The sequence below is a fragment of the Bradyrhizobium sp. HKCCYLRH2060 genome, from assembly GCF_051168135.1.
In the GTDB taxonomy this organism is placed as follows: Bacteria; Pseudomonadota; Alphaproteobacteria; order Rhizobiales; family Xanthobacteraceae; genus Bradyrhizobium.
Map to the genome: position 1 here is coordinate 227,610 of NZ_JBNPUK010000003.1, position 17,150 is coordinate 244,759.

The 17,150-nt window shown below is 61.3% G+C and carries 16 protein-coding genes; 8 read left to right on the forward strand and 8 right to left on the reverse strand.

The features are described from left to right. Positions 1-36 precede the first annotated feature (36 nt). Together ACQR10_RS08855 and ACQR10_RS08860 are read right to left on the reverse strand one after the other, a co-directional pair. Positions 37-1,581, reverse strand: a complete 1,545-nt coding sequence (locus ACQR10_RS08855) for an AAA family ATPase (RefSeq protein ID WP_316216924.1) — start codon at positions 1,579-1,581, stop codon at positions 37-39. A gap of 22 nt (positions 1,582-1,603) precedes the next feature. After that, a complete protein-coding gene (locus tag ACQR10_RS08860; protein WP_316216923.1) occupies positions 1,604-2,593 on the reverse strand; it encodes a zinc-dependent alcohol dehydrogenase family protein in 990 nt (329 codons plus the stop codon). 252 nt (positions 2,594-2,845) lie between these two features. Here ACQR10_RS08860 and ACQR10_RS08865 point away from each other — a divergent pair, with 252 nt between their 5' ends. After that, the gene (locus tag ACQR10_RS08865; protein WP_316216922.1) at positions 2,846-5,539 is read left to right on the forward strand and encodes a bifunctional acetate--CoA ligase family protein/GNAT family N-acetyltransferase; all 2,694 of its coding nucleotides are present in this window, start codon (positions 2,846-2,848) and stop codon (positions 5,537-5,539) included. A gap of 38 nt (positions 5,540-5,577) precedes the next feature. Here the strand turns inward: ACQR10_RS08865 and ACQR10_RS08870 are convergent, their stop codons facing one another. Both ACQR10_RS08870 and ACQR10_RS08875 read right to left on the reverse strand, forming a co-directional pair. Then, entirely contained in the window at positions 5,578-6,084 is a 507-nt protein-coding gene (locus ACQR10_RS08870; protein ID WP_316216921.1) for a phage holin family protein, read from the reverse strand. Next, entirely contained in the window at positions 6,085-6,354 is a 270-nt protein-coding gene (locus ACQR10_RS08875) for a hypothetical protein (protein WP_315803591.1), read from the reverse strand. Between the two features lie 161 nt (positions 6,355-6,515). Here ACQR10_RS08875 and ACQR10_RS08880 point away from each other — a divergent pair, with 161 nt between their 5' ends. From ACQR10_RS08880 to ACQR10_RS08890, 3 genes are read left to right on the forward strand one after another with little or no spacing between them, the layout of a single operon-like run. Then, a complete protein-coding gene (locus tag ACQR10_RS08880; protein ID WP_315803590.1) occupies positions 6,516-7,652 on the forward strand; it encodes an MlaE family ABC transporter permease in 1,137 nt (378 codons plus the stop codon). Between the two features lie 2 nt (positions 7,653-7,654). Further along, positions 7,655-8,434 carry an ABC transporter ATP-binding protein gene (locus ACQR10_RS08885; protein WP_315803589.1) on the forward strand — a complete coding sequence of 260 codons (780 nt, stop codon included), beginning with the start codon at positions 7,655-7,657 and terminating at the stop codon, positions 8,432-8,434. 3 nt (positions 8,435-8,437) lie between these two features. Beyond that, positions 8,438-9,538 (forward strand): ABC-type transport auxiliary lipoprotein family protein, encoded by a 1,101-nt coding sequence (locus ACQR10_RS08890; protein ID WP_316180045.1) that lies wholly within the window; start codon positions 8,438-8,440, stop codon positions 9,536-9,538. 10 nt (positions 9,539-9,548) lie between these two features. On the opposite strand, the gene ACQR10_RS08895 is transcribed toward ACQR10_RS08890, so the two are convergent. Continuing rightward, positions 9,549-9,866, reverse strand: coding sequence for a c-type cytochrome (locus ACQR10_RS08895; RefSeq protein ID WP_315803587.1), 318 nt, complete (start codon positions 9,864-9,866; stop codon positions 9,549-9,551). A 140-nt stretch (positions 9,867-10,006) separates the two neighbouring features. Here ACQR10_RS08895 and ACQR10_RS08900 point away from each other — a divergent pair, with 140 nt between their 5' ends. Together ACQR10_RS08900 and ACQR10_RS08905 are read left to right on the forward strand one after the other, a co-directional pair. Beyond that, the gene (locus tag ACQR10_RS08900) at positions 10,007-10,720 is read left to right on the forward strand and encodes a helix-turn-helix domain-containing protein (protein WP_315803586.1); all 714 of its coding nucleotides are present in this window, start codon (positions 10,007-10,009) and stop codon (positions 10,718-10,720) included. Between the two features lie 572 nt (positions 10,721-11,292). Continuing rightward, positions 11,293-12,024, forward strand: a complete 732-nt coding sequence (locus tag ACQR10_RS08905) for a Crp/Fnr family transcriptional regulator (protein WP_315803585.1) — start codon at positions 11,293-11,295, stop codon at positions 12,022-12,024. Here the strand turns inward: ACQR10_RS08905 and ACQR10_RS08910 are convergent. The 3 genes from ACQR10_RS08910 to ACQR10_RS08920 form a co-directional block, all read right to left on the reverse strand. Next, on the reverse strand, positions 12,006-12,362 hold the full coding sequence (locus tag ACQR10_RS08910) for a TRAP transporter large permease subunit (protein WP_434911914.1): 357 nt from the start codon (positions 12,360-12,362) through the stop codon (positions 12,006-12,008). The two genes, ACQR10_RS08905 and ACQR10_RS08910, sit on opposite strands and share 19 nt — an antisense overlap. Positions 12,363-12,492: 130 nt before the next feature. Then, positions 12,493-13,491: a TRAP transporter substrate-binding protein gene (locus tag ACQR10_RS08915; RefSeq protein ID WP_316216919.1), complete on the reverse strand. Its 999-nt coding sequence runs from the start codon at positions 13,489-13,491 to the stop codon at positions 12,493-12,495. Between the two features lie 55 nt (positions 13,492-13,546). After that, on the reverse strand, positions 13,547-14,233 hold the full coding sequence (locus ACQR10_RS08920) for a GntR family transcriptional regulator (protein ID WP_434911955.1): 687 nt from the start codon (positions 14,231-14,233) through the stop codon (positions 13,547-13,549). Between the two features lie 367 nt (positions 14,234-14,600). On the opposite strand from ACQR10_RS08920, the gene ACQR10_RS08925 reads away from it, so the two are divergent. Next, positions 14,601-16,688: a molybdopterin oxidoreductase family protein gene (locus ACQR10_RS08925; protein WP_315803581.1), complete on the forward strand. Its 2,088-nt coding sequence runs from the start codon at positions 14,601-14,603 to the stop codon at positions 16,686-16,688. 187 nt (positions 16,689-16,875) lie between these two features. Then, positions 16,876-17,142: a hypothetical protein gene (locus ACQR10_RS08930; RefSeq protein ID WP_315803580.1), complete on the forward strand. Its 267-nt coding sequence runs from the start codon at positions 16,876-16,878 to the stop codon at positions 17,140-17,142. The last annotated feature ends 8 nt before the right edge of the window (positions 17,143-17,150 follow it).

The window sequence follows — 17,150 nt, forward strand, 5'->3', positions numbered from 1 at the left end:
CGCTTGTGGCGGTCAGGCAGCGTTATTCCACCGGACTCAGGTGCCGATCCGGAGCAATGATCGGCTTCGTTCCAGTGTCGTCTCGGCCGTGCCCGACGCATCCACCCGGAGCCAATCCAGGGCGCCGATGTCGTAGCGTTCCTGATCTTCGGCAATTCCAACCGTTGCATCGGACGCATCGTCGACTCGATGGTGGATCCGCTCCTGCCGGCTGCGCAAATCTGCGACGAGGAAGAGGCCGGCAAAGGGCACCTTCAGCCGGTTCGCGAGATCATGGATCGCCTGTCGTTCATCCGAACGTGCAAACACGGCGTCGACGATCACCGTGAAGCCTTGTGAGAGCACGCGGCCGGCCTGCGTCGTCAACTCTCGATAGACCTGTGCACTCGATGCCGGCGTATAGGCCGCAGCTGGGAGGCGTTCGGTTTCCTTCACGCCGGATAGTTGCTTGCGCAGCACGTCGCTGCGCAACACGATTGCTCCCGGTGGAGGAGCCAAGAGGGGAGCCAGAGCCCGGGCGAGCGCAGATTTTCCCGTTCCCGATAATCCGCCGACGGCGACCACCCTCGGCTCCGCCGGCCGAATGAGGCTGCGCGCAAGTTGGAAGTAGCTCTCTGCGATCCCGATGGTCGCAGAGCGGTCTGCCTCCGAGTGTTCGGCATCACTGCGGTCGAGCCTTGCAAGAAAGACTTGCGCACGGATAGCGGCCCGGATCGCCATGAACAGAGGCAGAGCAGCCAATCCACCGGTCTGGTCGGGCGCAGCGATCGAGAGGTAGCGATTCAAGAGATGGTTGGCGGCGATCGACTGCCCGAAGTGCAAGAGGTCCATCAATGGAAACGCGAGATCGTAGAGGACGTCGATCGTGGCTATCCGGTCGTCGAACTCGATGGCGTCAAACAGCACCGGCTTGTCGTCGATGAGAACGATATTTGCGAGATGGAGGTCGCCGTGGCAGCGCTTCACGTGCCCCTCTTTTGCGCGTTGCTCGAGCAGGGGACAGAGCCGTGTGAAGGCCGAGTGGCAAAGAGCGCGGAGTTCTTCGATCTGCGTAGCGTCAAATAGTGGGACGTTTCGAAAGCTGGCGACGAACGCGTCGATCCAGACTGGAAGCGACTGCGTCCACGCGTTGGACGGCATCCGGGTGGCCACGGCATGCGACGCCGCGATCGTCTCCGCCAGACGTTCGCCCAAGCCGATCTCCAATTGCTGGTGGCGAGCGAGGTGATCGAGTGTCCGGCTGTCATCGAAGCGACGCATCTCGACGGCATATTCGACAGGAGTGCCGGATCCATCGACTTCGAATGATCCGTCTGGCGCCTTGGTGATGGCGACGACACGCCGATAGATGTCTGGAGCAAACGGGTGATTCATCTCCATTTCCTTCGCGCACGCTGCCTTGCGCCGATCGAGCGTCGAATAGTCCAGAAATGGCAGCCGAACGGCGCGCTTGATCTTCAGAGCGCGGTCGCCGATCAGAAACACTGAAGCCGCGTGCGTGTCGATCCGGCGGACACCTGGATGTCGGGTGGTATTGCCCAAGAAGGAGAAGACCAGTTCCTGATCGGATGGTGATGCCATGGGCGGGGTTACCACATTCACTTCAAAAGTCCGGGATAAGCACCGCCGCGCCGACGACGTCACCCCGCCTCAGGCGGGCCAGAACGTCATTTGCGTCGGACAGCGGATAGGGCGTCGTATGGGTCCGTATCTGAGCCTGCTGCGCGACCTGCAGGAAATCGAGACCGTCCTGTCGCGTCAGGTTGGCGACGGACACCACTTGGCGTTCTCCCCAGAGAAGGGAATAGGGAAACGTCGGAATGTCGCTCATATGGATACCTGCGCAGACCACCCGGCCACCCTTCCGAACAGCCCGCAGAGCGGCCGGAACAAGCTCGCCAGCTGGCGCGTAGATGATGGCCGCGTCCAGAGCAACATCGGGACGCTGGCCCGCCGCTCCGGCCCATGTGGCGCCAAGTTGGCGAGCCAGATCCTGCGCAGCCTCGTCGTGCTCGCGGGTGAACGCATAGATCTGACGCCCCTGCCAGCGGGCCACCTGGGCAACGATGTGACCCGCCGCGCCGAATCCGTAGATGCCAAGCCTCTCGGCTTCCCCTGCCATGACCAGGGATCGCCAGCCGATCAGGCCGGCGCACAACAGTGGTGCGGTGGCGATGTCATCCTCCAGACCATCGAGCGGGAATGCATAATTTGCGTCGACGACGGTGTGGGTCGCATAGCCGCCATCGCGCGTATAGCCGGTAAACGTCGGCTGGTCGCAGAGATTTTCCATACCACGTGCGCAGAACGCGCAATGGCCGCATGTATGCCCCAGCCATGGAATTCCGACGCGTTCGCCCAGTCTGTGCGTCGTCACACCAGGACCAATCTGATCGACGTGACCGACGATCTCGTGTCCGGGGATGATCGGATACCGGATGTCGGGAAGCTCACCGTCGCACACATGCAGGTCAGTGCGACACACGCCGCATGCCCTGATCTTGACGCGGATCTCACCGGGACCGGGATTGGGGTCCGCGAGTGTCTCGGGCTGCAGAGGCGCTCCAGGCTTTCGCAGAACCATCGCTCGCATCGGAGATGCCTCCCGGACGACTTTGCAGGGCATTAAGATAATAATCAGCCCGGCGATCGTTTGATACTCATCAAGGACTTGGTCCGAATATTGCGGCCTACCGAGCAGAGCCGGCAGGCGCAGTCAGGGAACGGAGCGGTTGCATCTGTCACTATGCTGGGATGATAAGTCGCGCTAGACCGGCTGCGGATTGAAACTAAGATCAATCGCCGGGATTCACCCGCCTTTCACCAACTGATGTTGGACGTGCAAATGTCGACCTACCGATTGCGGAACCTGCTTTTGCCACGCTCCATCGCTCTGATCGGAGGAAGTCCGCGACCGAACTCGGTAGGGAAGGCCATTCTCGACAATATCGTCAAGGCGCGGTTCGAGGGCAAGCTTGGCCTTGTCAATTCTCGCTATCGGGAAATATCCAATATCGCAGCCGTTGGCAGCCTCGCCGAACTGGCGTTCGTGCCGGAACTGGTTGTGATCACGACGCCGCCCCCCTCGATCCCGGATCTCATTGAGCGCGCAGGGGCGTTGGGAACGGCAGGGGCTCTGATCATTACCTCGGGTCTCGGGCACGGTGAGGGGTCGCTCGCCGATCAGGCCGAGAAGGCGGCGCAGAAATACGGCATGCGTCTCATTGGGCCGAACTGTCTCGGCATCATGATGCCGACCATCAAGCTCAATGCGAGCTTTTCGGCGCACATGCCGGTTGCAGGGAGCCTGGCGCTCATCTCCCAGTCCGGCGCTATTGCGGCGGGGATGGTAGATTGGGCTGCTCAGCGCGGTGTTGGGTTTTCTGGAATCGTCTCGATCGGCGATCAGTTGGACGTCGACCTCGCAGATCTTCTGGACCACTTCGCGTTGGACGGTGGGACCCGCGCGATCCTGCTCTACATCGAAGCCGTCAAGGACGCGCGAAAGTTCATGTCCGCGGCGCGAGGGGCGGCAAGGGTCAAGCCGGTTGTGGTCGTAAAGTCGGGCCGCGGTGCCGTCGGTGCGCAAGCTGCGGCGACACATACGGGCGCGCTGGCGGGAGCCGATGCCGTCTATGATGCGGCTTTTCGCCGGGCCGGCGTTCTGCGGGTCTCCGATCTGCGCGAGTTGTTCGACTGCGCCGAAACGCTGGGGCGGGTGGAGTCGCCCATGGGCAAGAGGCTCGCCATTCTCACGAATGGCGGCGGGATCGGCGTGCTCGCCGTGGATCGACTGGTCGAGCTCGGAGGCGTGCCTGCCGCACTTTCGCCGGTCGTACACGACAAACTTGACGCCATCCTGCCGCCGACCTGGTCCGGATCCAACCCGGTCGACATCGTCGGCGATGCCGATGCCGCACGCTACACGCTCGCGCTCGAAGCGCTGCTCGCCGATCAAGCCAACGATGCAATTCTCGTCATGAATGTTCAGACCGCGATTGCATCCGCTAGCGCCATCGCCACGGCTGTCACCGAGTTCGTCAGTACCTATCGAAAGCAGCACCGGCGCTGGGCAAAGCCGGTTCTGGCGGCATGGGTCGGCGCGGAGCAGCCGGTCATCGAGACCTTGAGCGGGGCAGGAATCCCGAACTATCCAACCGAGGATGATGCCGTTCGCGGCTTCATGCATCTCGTTCGTCATCGGGAGGTGGTCGAATCGCTTGGCGCTGTCCCGCCGGCCATGCCGAGCTCTTTTGCGCCCGACGTCGACGCAGCCCGCGGAATTATAGCGACAGCCCTCGCCGACGGGCGGACCTGGCTCGATCCGGTCGAGATCAGTCGCCTGCTGGAGGCTTACGATATTGCGATGGTGCCGACGTTCGCTGCGTCCTCGGTCGACGAGGCGGTCGGGTATGCGGAACAGTTGTTCGCTCAAGGCACAACTGTCGTTCTCAAGATTCTGTCGAGAGATATCATTCACAAATCCGACGTCGGCGGTGTCGTGCTCAATCTCACCACGGCCGAGGCCGTGCGTAACGCGGCGAACGAGATCATGGCCCGCGCGAAGGCCCTTCGGCCCGACGCACGGATTTCCGGCGTGATCGTGCAAGCCATGATCGTCCGCGCCAAGGCGCGGGAGCTGATCATGGGCATTGCCGACGATCCGATCTTCGGAACCGTGATCGTGTTCGGCAGGGGCGGTACCGCCGTCGAGATCATCAACGACAAGGCGCTCGGTCTGCCTCCGCTCGATCTCCATCTGGCGCGAAACCTCATCGAGCGGACGCGCGTCTCACGATTGCTGCGCGCTTATCGTGATGTCCCCGCGGTCAAGCCCGATGCAGTCGCACTGGTGCTGGTCAAGCTTGCGCAGCTTGCAGCAGACGTTCCCGAGATTCGCGAACTCGATATCAATCCGCTGCTCGCCGACGAGAGCGGCGTCATGGCCGTCGATGCGCGCGTCGCCGTCGGCAGGGTTCCGCCGAAATTCAAAGGCTCTGGTCCGTCGAATTTCGCCGTTCGGCCCTATCCGAGCCAATGGGAACGGCATCTCCAGGTCAAGGACGGCTGGCGGATCCTTGCGCGACCGATCCGACCCGAGGATGAGCCAACCATTCATGAGTTCCTCAAGCATGTCACTCCGGAAGACCTGCGTCTTCGATTCTTTGCCCCCATGAAGGAGTTCACGCACGAGTTCATCGCGCGCCTGACGCAGCTCGACTATGCGCGCGCGATGGCTTTTGTGGCGCTCGATGAAGCGACAAACGAACTGGTCGGCGTCGTGAGGATTCACTCCGACTCGGTTTACGAGAGCGGGGAGTACGCAATCCTGTTGCGGTCGGATCTCAAGGGACGCGGACTCGGCTGGGCATTGATGCAGCTGATCATCGAATATGCCAAGTCGGAGGGCCTGAAGATGATCTCCGGTGACGTCCTGCAGGAGAATGTCGTCATGCTGGAGATGTGTAGGAACCTCGGTTTCGAGGTCAGAACCGATCCAACCGAGCGCGACCTTTGCAATGTCAAACTCAGGCTCTAAGCTTAGGTGTTTGGTGTCCTCTCACCGGATCCATCGGTTCAGGTCGGATGGTGGTCGTCATTGGACGGTGGCCTCGCCGCCTCGCCTTCGGAGGCGCCATGCGAGCGGAGAGTTCTGATGATCATCGTCGCAATGGGAACGATGAGCAGCGGAATGAGGCTGTTGAGCGGATGGTTGACCACGCTCGATATCCGGGACTGCAAAGCTCGTGCTTCCAACTGCAGCGAGTCCATCGCCGAGGAGTGAATCTCGTTGGCTAGTTCGAGTTCCCGGCCGGACGGTGCACGGGATGCGATGATCAGGAGGATCGCCGCAATCGCGATATTGCAGGCTCCGAGTGCTGCGGCTGCCACGACTGCAGAGGTGATCTGGACCAACGCAAGGTAGGCCGCCAGCTCGAACATCAGGAGGCCAAAGACGGCGATCAGCGCCGCAAAGGCCCGGAGGCCGAGTCCGACGAGCAGATGCCGGAGCCTGATGTCGGCAATGACCCGGTCCGTCCGCCAGAGAAGGCGCAAATGTTTAACGACATTTTCGGTATCCACTTAAGTTCTCCGCAGCAGGAGGCCAACCGCGAGCCCGAAGGCGAAGGCCGAAGCTGTCGCCGCGATCGGACGATCCCTGATCATCCGCTCCACCTGAACGTCGGTCTCACTTAGACGCATGTCTAGCCCCTCGATCGCTGCAGCGAGCATTCCGGCAGCTGGTTGCGCGTCCGGGTTGTCACGCGGCGCACCCGCGCCCCGCAACAGCTGGCTTAGCTCGCGCGTCAGGCTCTCCAACTCGGTCCGGAGCGTCGTCGGGTCGATGGCCATGTTTTGTCCTCGGGTCAAAATCACTGTAGAACGTAGCTCGGCACGATGCTTGATTTCGCTCAACCCGTTGCGCTGACGGGATTGACGCAGATCAAGCGAGGCAGATCGGCGCGATTTAGGAACGGGTGTGCCTCGGCACGCCGACTGAGGGAGACATCCAATTGCGTGCTCATCCGGGACTGACCGCCGCGACGACGGAGGATGTGCTCGAGCTTCGTCCGAGCGGATCATGGGTGTCCCTGAACGTGGCAGAGCTCGAGAGCTTGACCAGCTCTGTCGGCAACAGCATCAACAGCGCGACTGCGGTGAAGCTTGATCTTGGAGCCGTCAGCGAAATCGATACCGTGGGTGCTTGGTTGCTTGAGAAGCTCGGCCGCCGGGCTGCTGTTGGCGGTCGGCGGGTCGAGACGACCGGGGTGGCAGAAAACTACATCGGCCTCGTCGAGGAGGTCCGGCAGGTCAATCGACGAGCCGTCGCGCCGGCACCGAGACTGAACCCGATCCTTGCCAAACTCACCGACCTCGGTCGTTCGAGTCTGGGGGCCGCCCAGGATATCAAGGTGTTTCTGGACATGTTGGCCGCGCTGTTCTTTGCGCTGCTGCGGACGCTGCGCCGGCCGCGATCTCTGCGCGTGACCTCCCTCGTCTATCAGATGTACCGCATCGGATGGCAGGCCATTCCAATCGTGGTGTTGATCACTTTTCTGATCGGCGCCATCATTGCCCAGCAGGGGATCTTCCATTTTCGACGTTTCGGTGCCGAGTCTTACGTCGTCGACATGGTCGGAATTCTGGTCCTGCGCGAGCTTGGCGTTCTGATCGTCGCGATCATGGTGGCAGGACGGTCGGGAAGCGCCTACACGGCCGAGCTTGGATCGATGAAAATGCGCGAGGAGATCGATGCGCTGGTGACGATGGGACTTGATCCTGTCGAGGTGCTGATCCTGCCCCGTATCGTTGCGTTGATCTTGACCTTGCCAATTCTCGCCTTCATTGGCTCGATGGCTGGCCTGTATGGAGGAGGGCTGGTGGCCCAGCTCTATGGCGGCATGGGACCGGCAATCTTCATCGCCCGGTTACACGATGCCATCTCGGTGACGCACTTCGAAGTGGGAATATTGAAGGCGCCGTTCATGGCCTTGGTGATCGGCATTGTTGCCTGCAGTGAGGGACTTCGTGTGAAGGGTAGTGCCGAATCGCTGGGGCAACAGACTACGACATCCGTGGTGAAATCCATTTTCCTGGTCATCGTGCTCGATGGTCTTTTCGCCGTGTTCTTTGCGTCCATTGGAATGTAGCAATGGATGATCTTGGCGTGTCCAGCGCGATCCGCGTGACCGATCTCGTTGTCGGGTTCGGCCGGCAGCTCGTTCTGAACGATCTTTCGCTCGATGTTCGTCGCGGTGAGATTCTCGGGTTGGTAGGCGCGTCAGGCGGCGGAAAATCCGTCCTGATGCGGACGATCATCGGGCTCATTCCTCGGCGCAGCGGGTCTATCGAGGTCATGGGGACAACCCTTGGGAGCGCCGAGGAGCGGACGACGCAGGCGGCAGCGAAGCGCTGGGGAATTCTGTTCCAGCAGGGAGCTCTGTTCTCGTCACTGACGGTCAAGCAGAACGTTCAGTTTCCGCTGCGCGAGAGCCTGCAGATGTCGCAGGAGTTGATGGATGAGATCGCGATAGCCAAGCTCGAAATGGTCGGCCTTCGCGCAGAGGACGGTGATAAATTCCCAGCCGAGCTATCCGGTGGCATGACGAAGCGCGCGGCGCTGGCGCGCGCCCTCGCTCTCGATCCGGCGATCGTATTTCTTGACGAGCCGACCTCCGGCCTCGATCCGATTTCCGCCGGCGACTTCGATGCCCTGATCAAGACGCTCCAGCTGACGTTGGGACTGACGGTGTTTATGGTGACCCATGACCTCGCCAGCCTCAACACGGTCTGCGACCGTGTCGCTGCGTTGGCCGATGGCAGGATCGTGGCGATTGGTCCTATGAGCGACCTCCTCCGATCAGAACATCCATGGGTCAAAGCCTATTTTCACGGCAAGCGATCCCAGATGCTGCAACCAAAAGCGAGTTGAAAGATGGAAACCCGTGCACCCTTCGCTGTCATCGGCGGCTTCGTGCTGGCGGCCATCGTCGCAATCTTTGGCTTCGTTTACTGGCTCAACAACACCGGAGGACTCGGTCCTCGCACGACCTATCACGTGCAGTTCGAGGGCTCGGTGCCCGGCCTGCTGGTCGGGGCTGCCGTTCTGTTCAATGGAATCCGGGTCGGCGAGGTGACCGAGCTCGGTCTGGCGGCGAACGATCCGCGTCGGGTCAACGCAACGATTTCCGTGGCGTCGACGACTCCCGTGCGCGCCGACACCAAAGTAGGGTTGGAATTTCAGGGGCTGACAGGAGTGCCGGTGATCGCGCTGGAGGGTGGCGCGTCGGCAGGAGCGGCGAGTGCCGTATCGACCTTGATTGCAGAACCGGGCGCCGGACAAAGCATGACGCAGGCCGCCCGGGACGCCCTGCGGCGTGTCGATGCAGTTCTTGCGGAGAATGCAGGGCCGCTCAAAGATACGATCGCCAACCTCAAGACATTCTCAGACGGCCTTGCGCGGAATACCGGCAAGCTCGATGGAATCGTCTCGGGTCTGGAGAAAATGACGGGAGGCGGTGCTCCAGCACAGAAAGTCACCTATGATCTGAGCGCGCCGCGAGAACTGGGGCCGGTCAACAAGACCATCAAGGGGCAGCTTGCGATACCTGAGCCCACGGCCGTGGCGATGCTGCAGACTCAGCGCATGCTATTCACGCCAACAAAGGATTACCCGGGGTTCGGTGATTTCCTGTGGGCTGACAGCATCCCCAAGTTGTTGCAATCACGTCTGATCGATGCCTTCGAGAATTACGATGTGGCCCACGCTCCGCTGCGGACATCCGATCTGGGCCAGCCGGATTTTCAGCTGCTGATTGATGTCCGCCGTTTCCGGATCAATGCCGATACCGCCGCGGTGGAGATCGGCCTGTCGGCTCGCCTCGTCGACAAGAACGGCAAGGCCATCGCGTCTCGGCTGTTTGACGAAAACCAGCCCGTTGCCCGGCTTGATCCTGCTGATGCCGTGTCCGCCTTCGACGAGGCCTTCGGCCGGATTGCCAAATCGATTTTGACCTGGACGATACAGGCGCTCTGAAGCGACGGGGCTATTCCAAGCTCTTCAAATACGAGAGCAGATCGTGGATCTGCGGCGGCGCGAGCTGGAATTGGGGCATGGCCGGGTGACCAGTCATGATCCCCTCCGCGAGCGCTTCGCCCAACGATTCGATCGGGTAGCGGAGATGCAGGCTGCGGAACGGAGGGGCCGGTTCGAAGGGACTCTCTCCCGTTCGACCGATGGCGTGACATCGTGCGCAGTGGGCCTTCGCGAAAGCCTGTCCGCGTTGCTCTGCTGTCGACGCTGCGTATGACGGTGTCGCCAACATCGTGGCGGCGAGAAGGTGGCACAGAACAAGCCGCTGCATTCACGATATCCATTGGTGTTGGGAGTGGCGGCCACGATAGGGCCCGGATTGTTGGTTCGTTTGATTTGAATCAATCGGAACTTCGAGCGTCCGTTAGAATGCAACCATTCGCTTTGCGCTTGGCCCACCGGAGCCCTCGTATGAAGACGTCTCTTGTTGCAATCGATTTCCACGGGCAGGCCTGTGCCGATTGTGCCGTGCGGGGATTCAGTGTCTGTGCGTCGCTCGACCAGTTTGAGATGCGCGAATTCGAGCACCTCAGCCGCCGAGCCCATTTTGCGACCTGCGAGACGGTTTTCGCGCAAGAAGATACGTCGTCCTGCTTCTACAATTTATTGGATGGGGTCATGAGGCTCTACAAGCTTCTCCCCGACGGACGCAGGCAGATCGTCGGATTTGCGCTGCCCGGCGACTTCGTCGGCATGACGACGGAGGAACGGCACGGATTTTCGGCTGACGCGATCGGTCCCGTCACCGTCTGCCAGTTCGCGAAGGGACCGTTCGGACGCTTTGCCGAGGACAAGCCGAATCTGCTGCGCCGGATGAACGAACTGGCCGTGCAGGAGCTGAATCAGGCGCGTGATCACATGGTACTTCTCGGACGCCGATCAGCCGAGGAGAAGGTCGCGACATTCCTCGTTGGCTGGAGGGATCGGCTGGTGGAGCTTCGGGGGGCCTCTAACATGGTACCGTTGCCGATGAGTCGGCAGGATATCGCCGACTATCTCGGGCTCACCATCGAGACCGTCAGTCGAACGTTCACGAAGCTCGAACGGGAGGGCATCATCGCGATCCTGCCCGGGGGCGTCTCGCTTCGGGACTCGGCGCGAGCTGAAGCAATGGCTGCTGCCTGACATCGCGGGCGAAATCCGCATTGCATTGATCTGGATCAAAGACTGTCGCGCAGCCGATAGGGAACTGTGTCTCAAACTCGAACAGGGGGAGAGAGACATGCCGCTGGACGCTATGATGGTCAGCTTTGCAGTTGTGGGGGTTTTTGTCGGGTTCGCTGCGGTCCTGCTTTGGGCTGATTCACAGACAAGGCATCGGGTGTGAGGTACAGGCTGCCCTTGGGCTGCGGCATCTTGCGCTCAGAAGAGTAGCGCTGCCGGTCCGACGGGGCGGCTGGACGACTCTCACGCGTTGCACAATGTATGCAGGGCCCGTCCCGGCGGCGTAAACGCCTCCGGCGTCGATTGGCACATGGCTTCGCCGTTGAGCGTTCGCCGCATTTTCCTGGACAATCCGCCGATCTGCCGTATTCCGAGATGCAATGAAATCGAGGATCGGTGGTCGCAAGTCCGAGGGATCGTTTTTGCTGGTGGCTGTAGGCGTGTCCATAGTCCCCTGACATCCGCGGGGCCTTGGCCACCAGCTTTGGACATTTCCCTTGGGCGGCGGTATTCGGACGCCTGGGAGATGCGGTGTGACTGAGGAAAAGCGGGCGAGCGTCCGACCTACCAATAACGGCAAACTGTCGGTGCTGCGTCAGCATCCGATTTTTCGTGAGCTCGAGGCTGATGCGGTCGATCAGCTCTGCCGCTACGCCAAGCCGACATCGCTCAAGCGCGGTGCAACCATCTTCTCAAAAGGCGATCCTGGCTCGAGCTTATATGCCGTGATCAGTGGCACCGTCAAAATCAGTGTCTCGTCGCCCGACGGCCGCAATGCCATCCTGAACCTGATCAGCGCGGGTGAGATATTCGGCGAGGTCGCCGTGCTCGACGGACGAGAACGCACAGCCGATGCAACGGCCAACACGAATTGCGAGATACTGGTCATCGATCGGCGCGAATTCCTGCCGTTCGTGAAGAGCCAACCGGTGCTGGCAATGAAATTCATCGAGCTGCTTTGCGATCGGCTGCGCTGGACCAGCGACCAGGTCGAGCAGGTCATCCTTCAGGATCTTCCTCGCCGCCTTGCCAGTGCACTGCTCGGCCTGACCGACAAGCGCAAGCTGGATGCCGCGAGCCGCACCATTGCCATCACTCAGCAGGAGATCAGCGAAATGGTCGGCATGACGCGGGAGAGCATCAACAAGCAATTGCGTGCGTGGGCCGCGCGGGACTGGGTCCGCCTCGAGCACGGGGCGATCGTTCTTCTGAACCCCGAGCCGCTACGCGGATTGGCAGAGACCGGTCAAGACGAGGACGAGTAGGGGCAGAGAGGCATTTTCCGGCGTCCTGCTGAACCGATGATGGCCGCATCCGGCCAGCGATCGATCGTGATCTTGATCGCATCCTTGGCTGGAACCTGCCGGCTGTGGGGATGGTCTTCGCGATAGGCGAACACGGTACAGAGCAGGATCCGCGAGAAGCCGAGCAGCAGTCCCGGGAATATACCCGCCATGAGCAGCACGCTGATCGAGAACGCCCCACCGGTCGCGAGCGAGTACAGGACGGCGTTGTGGCTTGGTGGCGCCAGTACAACAGGACGGCCATCGGTTCGGGCCAGAAGATCGCGCTGTTCAGGACGTAGCGCGTGAAGACCGCCCAAAGGATGAGGGCTGAGATCAGCACGAGCGCCGTCACGCCCGCGATGACGCAGGCGAGATGCAGCGCATCCATCGCCGGAGATGGAGTCCGGCCATCGTAAGCCTCCCGATCGTCCGAACCGAGCGCGCGGTCTACGCGATGTCCTGAATGCGCTTAATCAGTTCTTGGTGCTTCGGACCGTATTTGTCCCAGACCGGCTTTACGGCCTTCTGGAACGGCGCCTTGTCGGCGATTTCGACGATTTCGGAGCCGGCGGCCCTGGCCTTCTCCATCGCTTCCCGCTCGTAGACCTTCCAGAGTTCGCGTTCCTCCATCTGTGCTTCGCGTGCGAACTTCTTGATCAAGGTCTGGTCGTCGGTCGACAGGTTCGCCCAGGCGCGCTTCGAGAACGCGAGGACTTCTGGAATGACGAGATGCTGGGTGAGCGAATAGTACTTCGCGGCCGTGTAGTGATTGCTGAAGACGTAGCTCGGTAGATTGTTCTCGGCCCCGTCGATCACGCCGGTCTGCAGCGCGCTGAAGACCTGATCGTACCCCATCGCGACGCCGTTGCCGCCGAGCGCGTTCATCATGTCGATGAAGATGGGATTGCCGATCACGCGAATCTTCAGCCCCTTCACGTCCTCCACCGTCCTGATGGGCTTCTTGGTATTGTAGATGCTGCGCGCACCCGAATTCATCCAGCAGAGTGCGACGAGATTTGCGCTGGCATTGGCGCTGACGCGGTCCAGAAGGTCCTGACCGATCGGACCGTCCATCATCTTTTCCGAATGTTCGATGCTCTTGAACAGGAAGGGCATGTTGACGACGTTGACGTCATCGACGATCGGGCCGAGCGCGCCGGCGCTGACTCGCAGCATCTGGATCGCCCCGATCTGGGTCTGCTCGATGGTCTCTTTCTCGCCGCCGAGCTGAGCGGACGGATACATCTGGATCGACAGCCTGCCGCTGGTGGCCGCCGCAAGCTTCTTGCCGAGGTTTTCTGTTGCTGCAACCGTCGGATACCCCGGCGGCTGAACGTCGGATGCCTTGAACACCGCCTTCGATTGCGCAAGGGCGGCCGAGATCGGCGGCAGCGTTGCAACGCCCGCAAAGCCCACGCTCAGTCTGATGAAATCGCGTCTTTTCATGGCGTCTCTCCGCCGAAGTGATCGTGTCGCCGCAAGGTTCGATGCGATCATCTCGCTAGCTTGGTTGATCGAAATACTCTGGATTCTTGGTCTGAATTTCAGAGATGTCGTCGAGCAGGCGTTCCAGATGACTCGCCATGGTAGCCCGGGCACGATCCGGATCGCGCCGTTCGATGGCCTGAAGGATTGGTTCGTGCTCTGCGATCACTTCGGCCATCCGTCCGATCTGCGGCAAGGTCAGGCGGCGATAGCGGTCGACGTGAACCTTGACCTGAACGATCAGCTTCCAGATACCGGGATAGCCGGCGACCTCGGCGATGCCAGCGTGAAACATCTCGTCGGCCTGGTGGAAGGCTTCGCGATCCTTTGCGGCGCAGGCCTCGCGCTGACGTTCGAGGGTCGCATGCAGGTTGAGCAACTGGCTCGATGTTGCATGCTCGGCCGCCATCCGTGCGGTGGTCTCTTCGAGAGACTTTCGGATGATGATGGTCTCGGGGAGTGCTGCGACCGGAATGCGCGAGACGAAGATGCCGGACTGCGGAAAGATCTCGACCAGCCCTTCGTCCGAGAGCTTCAGAATGGCCTCGCGGACCGGTGTCCTGCTGACGCCATAGGCCGTCGCGATCTGCGCTTCCGAGATCGGTTCGCCCGGCAGGCGCACGAGCGACACGAGTTCCGACCTGAGATCGGTGTAGATGCGTGACGCTGCTGTCGCGCCGCGGGGTCGACCATTGCGGCGCATGCGGGCTACCACGGGCCGTGGCGCTGCGGCCAATTTCCTCGGGGGGCGACCGGACATTTTCGTTTCCTCAACTGATATATTAATATATGAAAATCGCTTTGCAATCGAAATTGCCGTCAGCTGAGGGCTCGTGATGGTGCGCTGCGGTGTAGACCGTCGCAGGCAGCAAACACGAGCACGCAACAAAGCCTATCGTCTTTTCTTGCCGTCTTCATCTCGCCCCTAACGGCGGATCAGCCGTCGTCGGCGGCGACTTGTCCGCGTCCAGAACCAGATCTGCGGTGATGCAGACACGTACGAATCTTGTTCATGCGAATGCCTCGCGAATGCTCTCGGCGGATGCATTCTTTGATGCTACCAATCGGGCATGAACCAGCAGACCCGCGTCGATATCCGCCATTCCACCTGCCCGCACGATTGTCCGTCCGCCTGCGCGCTCGACGTCGAAGTGCTCGATCGGAAGACGATCGGCCGCGTTCGCGGCTCGAAACGGCAGACCTATACGGCTGGCGTGGTTTGCGCCAAGGTCGCGAGATATGCCGAGCGGATTCATCATCCTGAAAGGCTGATGCATCCGATGCGTCGCGTCGGTCCGAAAGGATCAGGGCATTTTGCACGCATCTCCTGGGACGAGGCATTGGACGAGATCGCGGAGCGGTTTCTCCAGGCGGAGCGGGATTTTGGCGCTCAGTCGGTATGGCCGTATTATTACGCGGGCACGATGGGTCTCGTGATGCGCGACGGCCTCAATCGTCTCACCCATGTGAAGAAGTATTCGCGATTCTACTCGACGATCTGCGCCAATGTCGCGCGTATCGGCTTTGCCATCGGCACCGGGAAGATCGCCGGCGTCGATCCGCGGGAAATGGCGCTCTCGGACCTGGTCGTGATCTGGGGCACGAACCCGGTGAACACGCAGGTCAATGTCATGACTCATGCCGCGCGCGCCCGAAAAGAGCGGGGCGCCAAGATCGCCGCGATCGATGTCTACGACAATGAGACGATGAAGCAGGCCGACATCAAGATCATCCTGCGCCCGGGCACCGACGGCGCCTTTGCCTGCGGCGTGATGCACGTGCTGTTTCGCGACGGCTTTGCCGACCGCGCCTATATGGAGAAGTACACGGACTGCCCTGCGGAACTCGAAGCGCATCTGCAGACGCGGACGCCGCAATGGGCATCGCAAATCTCTGGCGTTCCCGTGGCCGAGATCGAGGCGTTCGCCCGTCTGGTCGGAGAGACGAAGCGCACCTTCTTCCGGCTGGGTTACGGCTTCACCCGTAGCAGGAACGGTGCCACGCAGATGCATGCGGCATCCTGCATTCCCGCGGTGACGGGCGCCTGGCAGTACGAAGGAGGCGGGGCCTTCTTCAACAACGCCGCGCTTTGGCACTTCGATGAGTCGATCATCGAGGGCCATGACGCCGTGGATCATTCCACCCGCTTCCTCGATCAGTCCCAGATCGGGCGCATCCTGACGGGAGACGCGGTGGCCCTCTGTGGAGGCCCGCCAGTCAAGGCGATGCTGATCCAGAACACCAACCCGATGACGGTGGCGCCCGAGCAGGAGCTGGTTCGCAACGGATTTGCGCGCGAAGACCTTTTCGTCGCCGTCCACGAGCAGTTCATGACCGAGACGGCGCAGATGGCGGACATCGTGCTGCCCGCCACGATGTTCATGGAGCATGACGATCTCTATTACGGCGGCGGCCATCAGCACATCTCGGTCGGACCGAAGCTGATTGATCCACCGGGTGAGTGCCGCTCCAACCACGAGGTGCTGCAAGGCCTGGCGCGGCGGCTGCGGGCTGTGCATCCGGGCTTCGAGATGTCGCCGCGCGAGCTGATCGATGCGACGTTGAAGAAGAGCGGCCATGGCGATATCGCCGGGCTCGAGGCCGATGTCTGGCGTGACCTTCAGCCGGACTTCCGCACGTCGCACTATCTCGACGGCTTCGCGCACAGGGACGGCAAATTCCACTTCAAGGCCGACTGGGCTCATCCGCCATTCGGACGGGTCATGGGCAATCCGGAGCGCATGCCGTCATTGCCCGACCATTGGGCGGTGACCGAAGAGGTCGATCAGCAGCATCCGTTCCGGCTTGCAACCAGTCCCGCACGCTCGTTCCTCAACACCTCCTTCAACGAGACGCCATCGTCGCAGGCGCGGGAAGGGGCCCCCTCCGTCATGATCCATCCGCTGGATGCAGCCCCGCTCGGCATCGTCGACGGCGACATCGTCACGCTCGGCAATGAGCGCGGACAGACCTCGCTTGCGGCCCGGCTGTTCGACGGAGTCCGGCGCGGAGTGTTGATCGCCGAATCGATCCATCCCAATCGCGCCCATGTCGGGGGACGCGGCATCAACGTGCTCACCGCCGCCGACACCGTCGCCCCGATCGGGGGCGCGGCCTTCCACGACAACAAGGTCTGGCTGCGCAAATCGGCAGGCTGACCCACTGGGGCAAGCCGAGTTATCGAAAATCCCTTCTGATTCGAGGGCCCTAATTGCCCCTCACGCCGAGGGGCGGGCGCCTCGCAGGATCATTTTACCCTTCTTTGACGTTTTACATTCTCTTCTTGAGCGTCGTTCAAAAGTGCGATATATATTTTGAGCGTTGCTCAAAATATGGAGAAGTCTCATGCAGGTTCTCGACTCTCGCGCTCCCCATTTTTTTTCGACCAATGCGCCGACAGGACTGAACGGTCTCGCGCGGTTCGCGTCTCACCTTTTGACGGCGCGCGTCGAGCGGATCGCAAATGCTTGTGATGTTGCCGGTCTGCTGGCTGCGCGGCGAACGAGGCGGCTGGCGGGACAACGTCTGTTTCGTGCCGCCGGGCGCGAAGGGCACCGGCTGCGCCGTGGCGGCCTGTTCGGCTGCTTCCACTACCTGAGCGAACTGACCTGACCTCGTCT

Bases quoted from the DNA above. Each gene is read 5' to 3' on its own strand.
- ACQR10_RS08895 (WP_315803587.1), bottom strand. From the start codon at position 9,866: ATGCAGCGGCTTGTTCTGTGCCACCTTCTCGCCGCCACGATGTTGGCG.
- ACQR10_RS08920 (WP_434911955.1), bottom strand. From the start codon at position 14,233: ATGCGCCGCAATGGTCGACCCCGCGGCGCGACAGCAGCGTCACGCATC.
- ACQR10_RS08890 (WP_316180045.1), top strand. From the start codon at position 8,438: ATGGAAACCCGTGCACCCTTCGCTGTCATCGGCGGCTTCGTGCTGGCG.
- ACQR10_RS08865 (WP_316216922.1), top strand. From the start codon at position 2,846: ATGTCGACCTACCGATTGCGGAACCTGCTTTTGCCACGCTCCATCGCT.
- ACQR10_RS08860 (WP_316216923.1), bottom strand. From the start codon at position 2,593: ATGCGAGCGATGGTTCTGCGAAAGCCTGGAGCGCCTCTGCAGCCCGAG.
- ACQR10_RS08930 (WP_315803580.1), top strand. From the start codon at position 16,876: ATGCAGGTTCTCGACTCTCGCGCTCCCCATTTTTTTTCGACCAATGCG.
- ACQR10_RS08900 (WP_315803586.1), top strand. From the start codon at position 10,007: ATGAAGACGTCTCTTGTTGCAATCGATTTCCACGGGCAGGCCTGTGCC.
- ACQR10_RS08885 (WP_315803589.1), top strand. From the start codon at position 7,655: ATGGATGATCTTGGCGTGTCCAGCGCGATCCGCGTGACCGATCTCGTT.
- ACQR10_RS08875 (WP_315803591.1), bottom strand. From the start codon at position 6,354: ATGGCCATCGACCCGACGACGCTCCGGACCGAGTTGGAGAGCCTGACG.
- ACQR10_RS08915 (WP_316216919.1), bottom strand. From the start codon at position 13,491: ATGAAAAGACGCGATTTCATCAGACTGAGCGTGGGCTTTGCGGGCGTT.
- ACQR10_RS08855 (WP_316216924.1), bottom strand. From the start codon at position 1,581: ATGGCATCACCATCCGATCAGGAACTGGTCTTCTCCTTCTTGGGCAAT.
- ACQR10_RS08925 (WP_315803581.1), top strand. From the start codon at position 14,601: ATGAACCAGCAGACCCGCGTCGATATCCGCCATTCCACCTGCCCGCAC.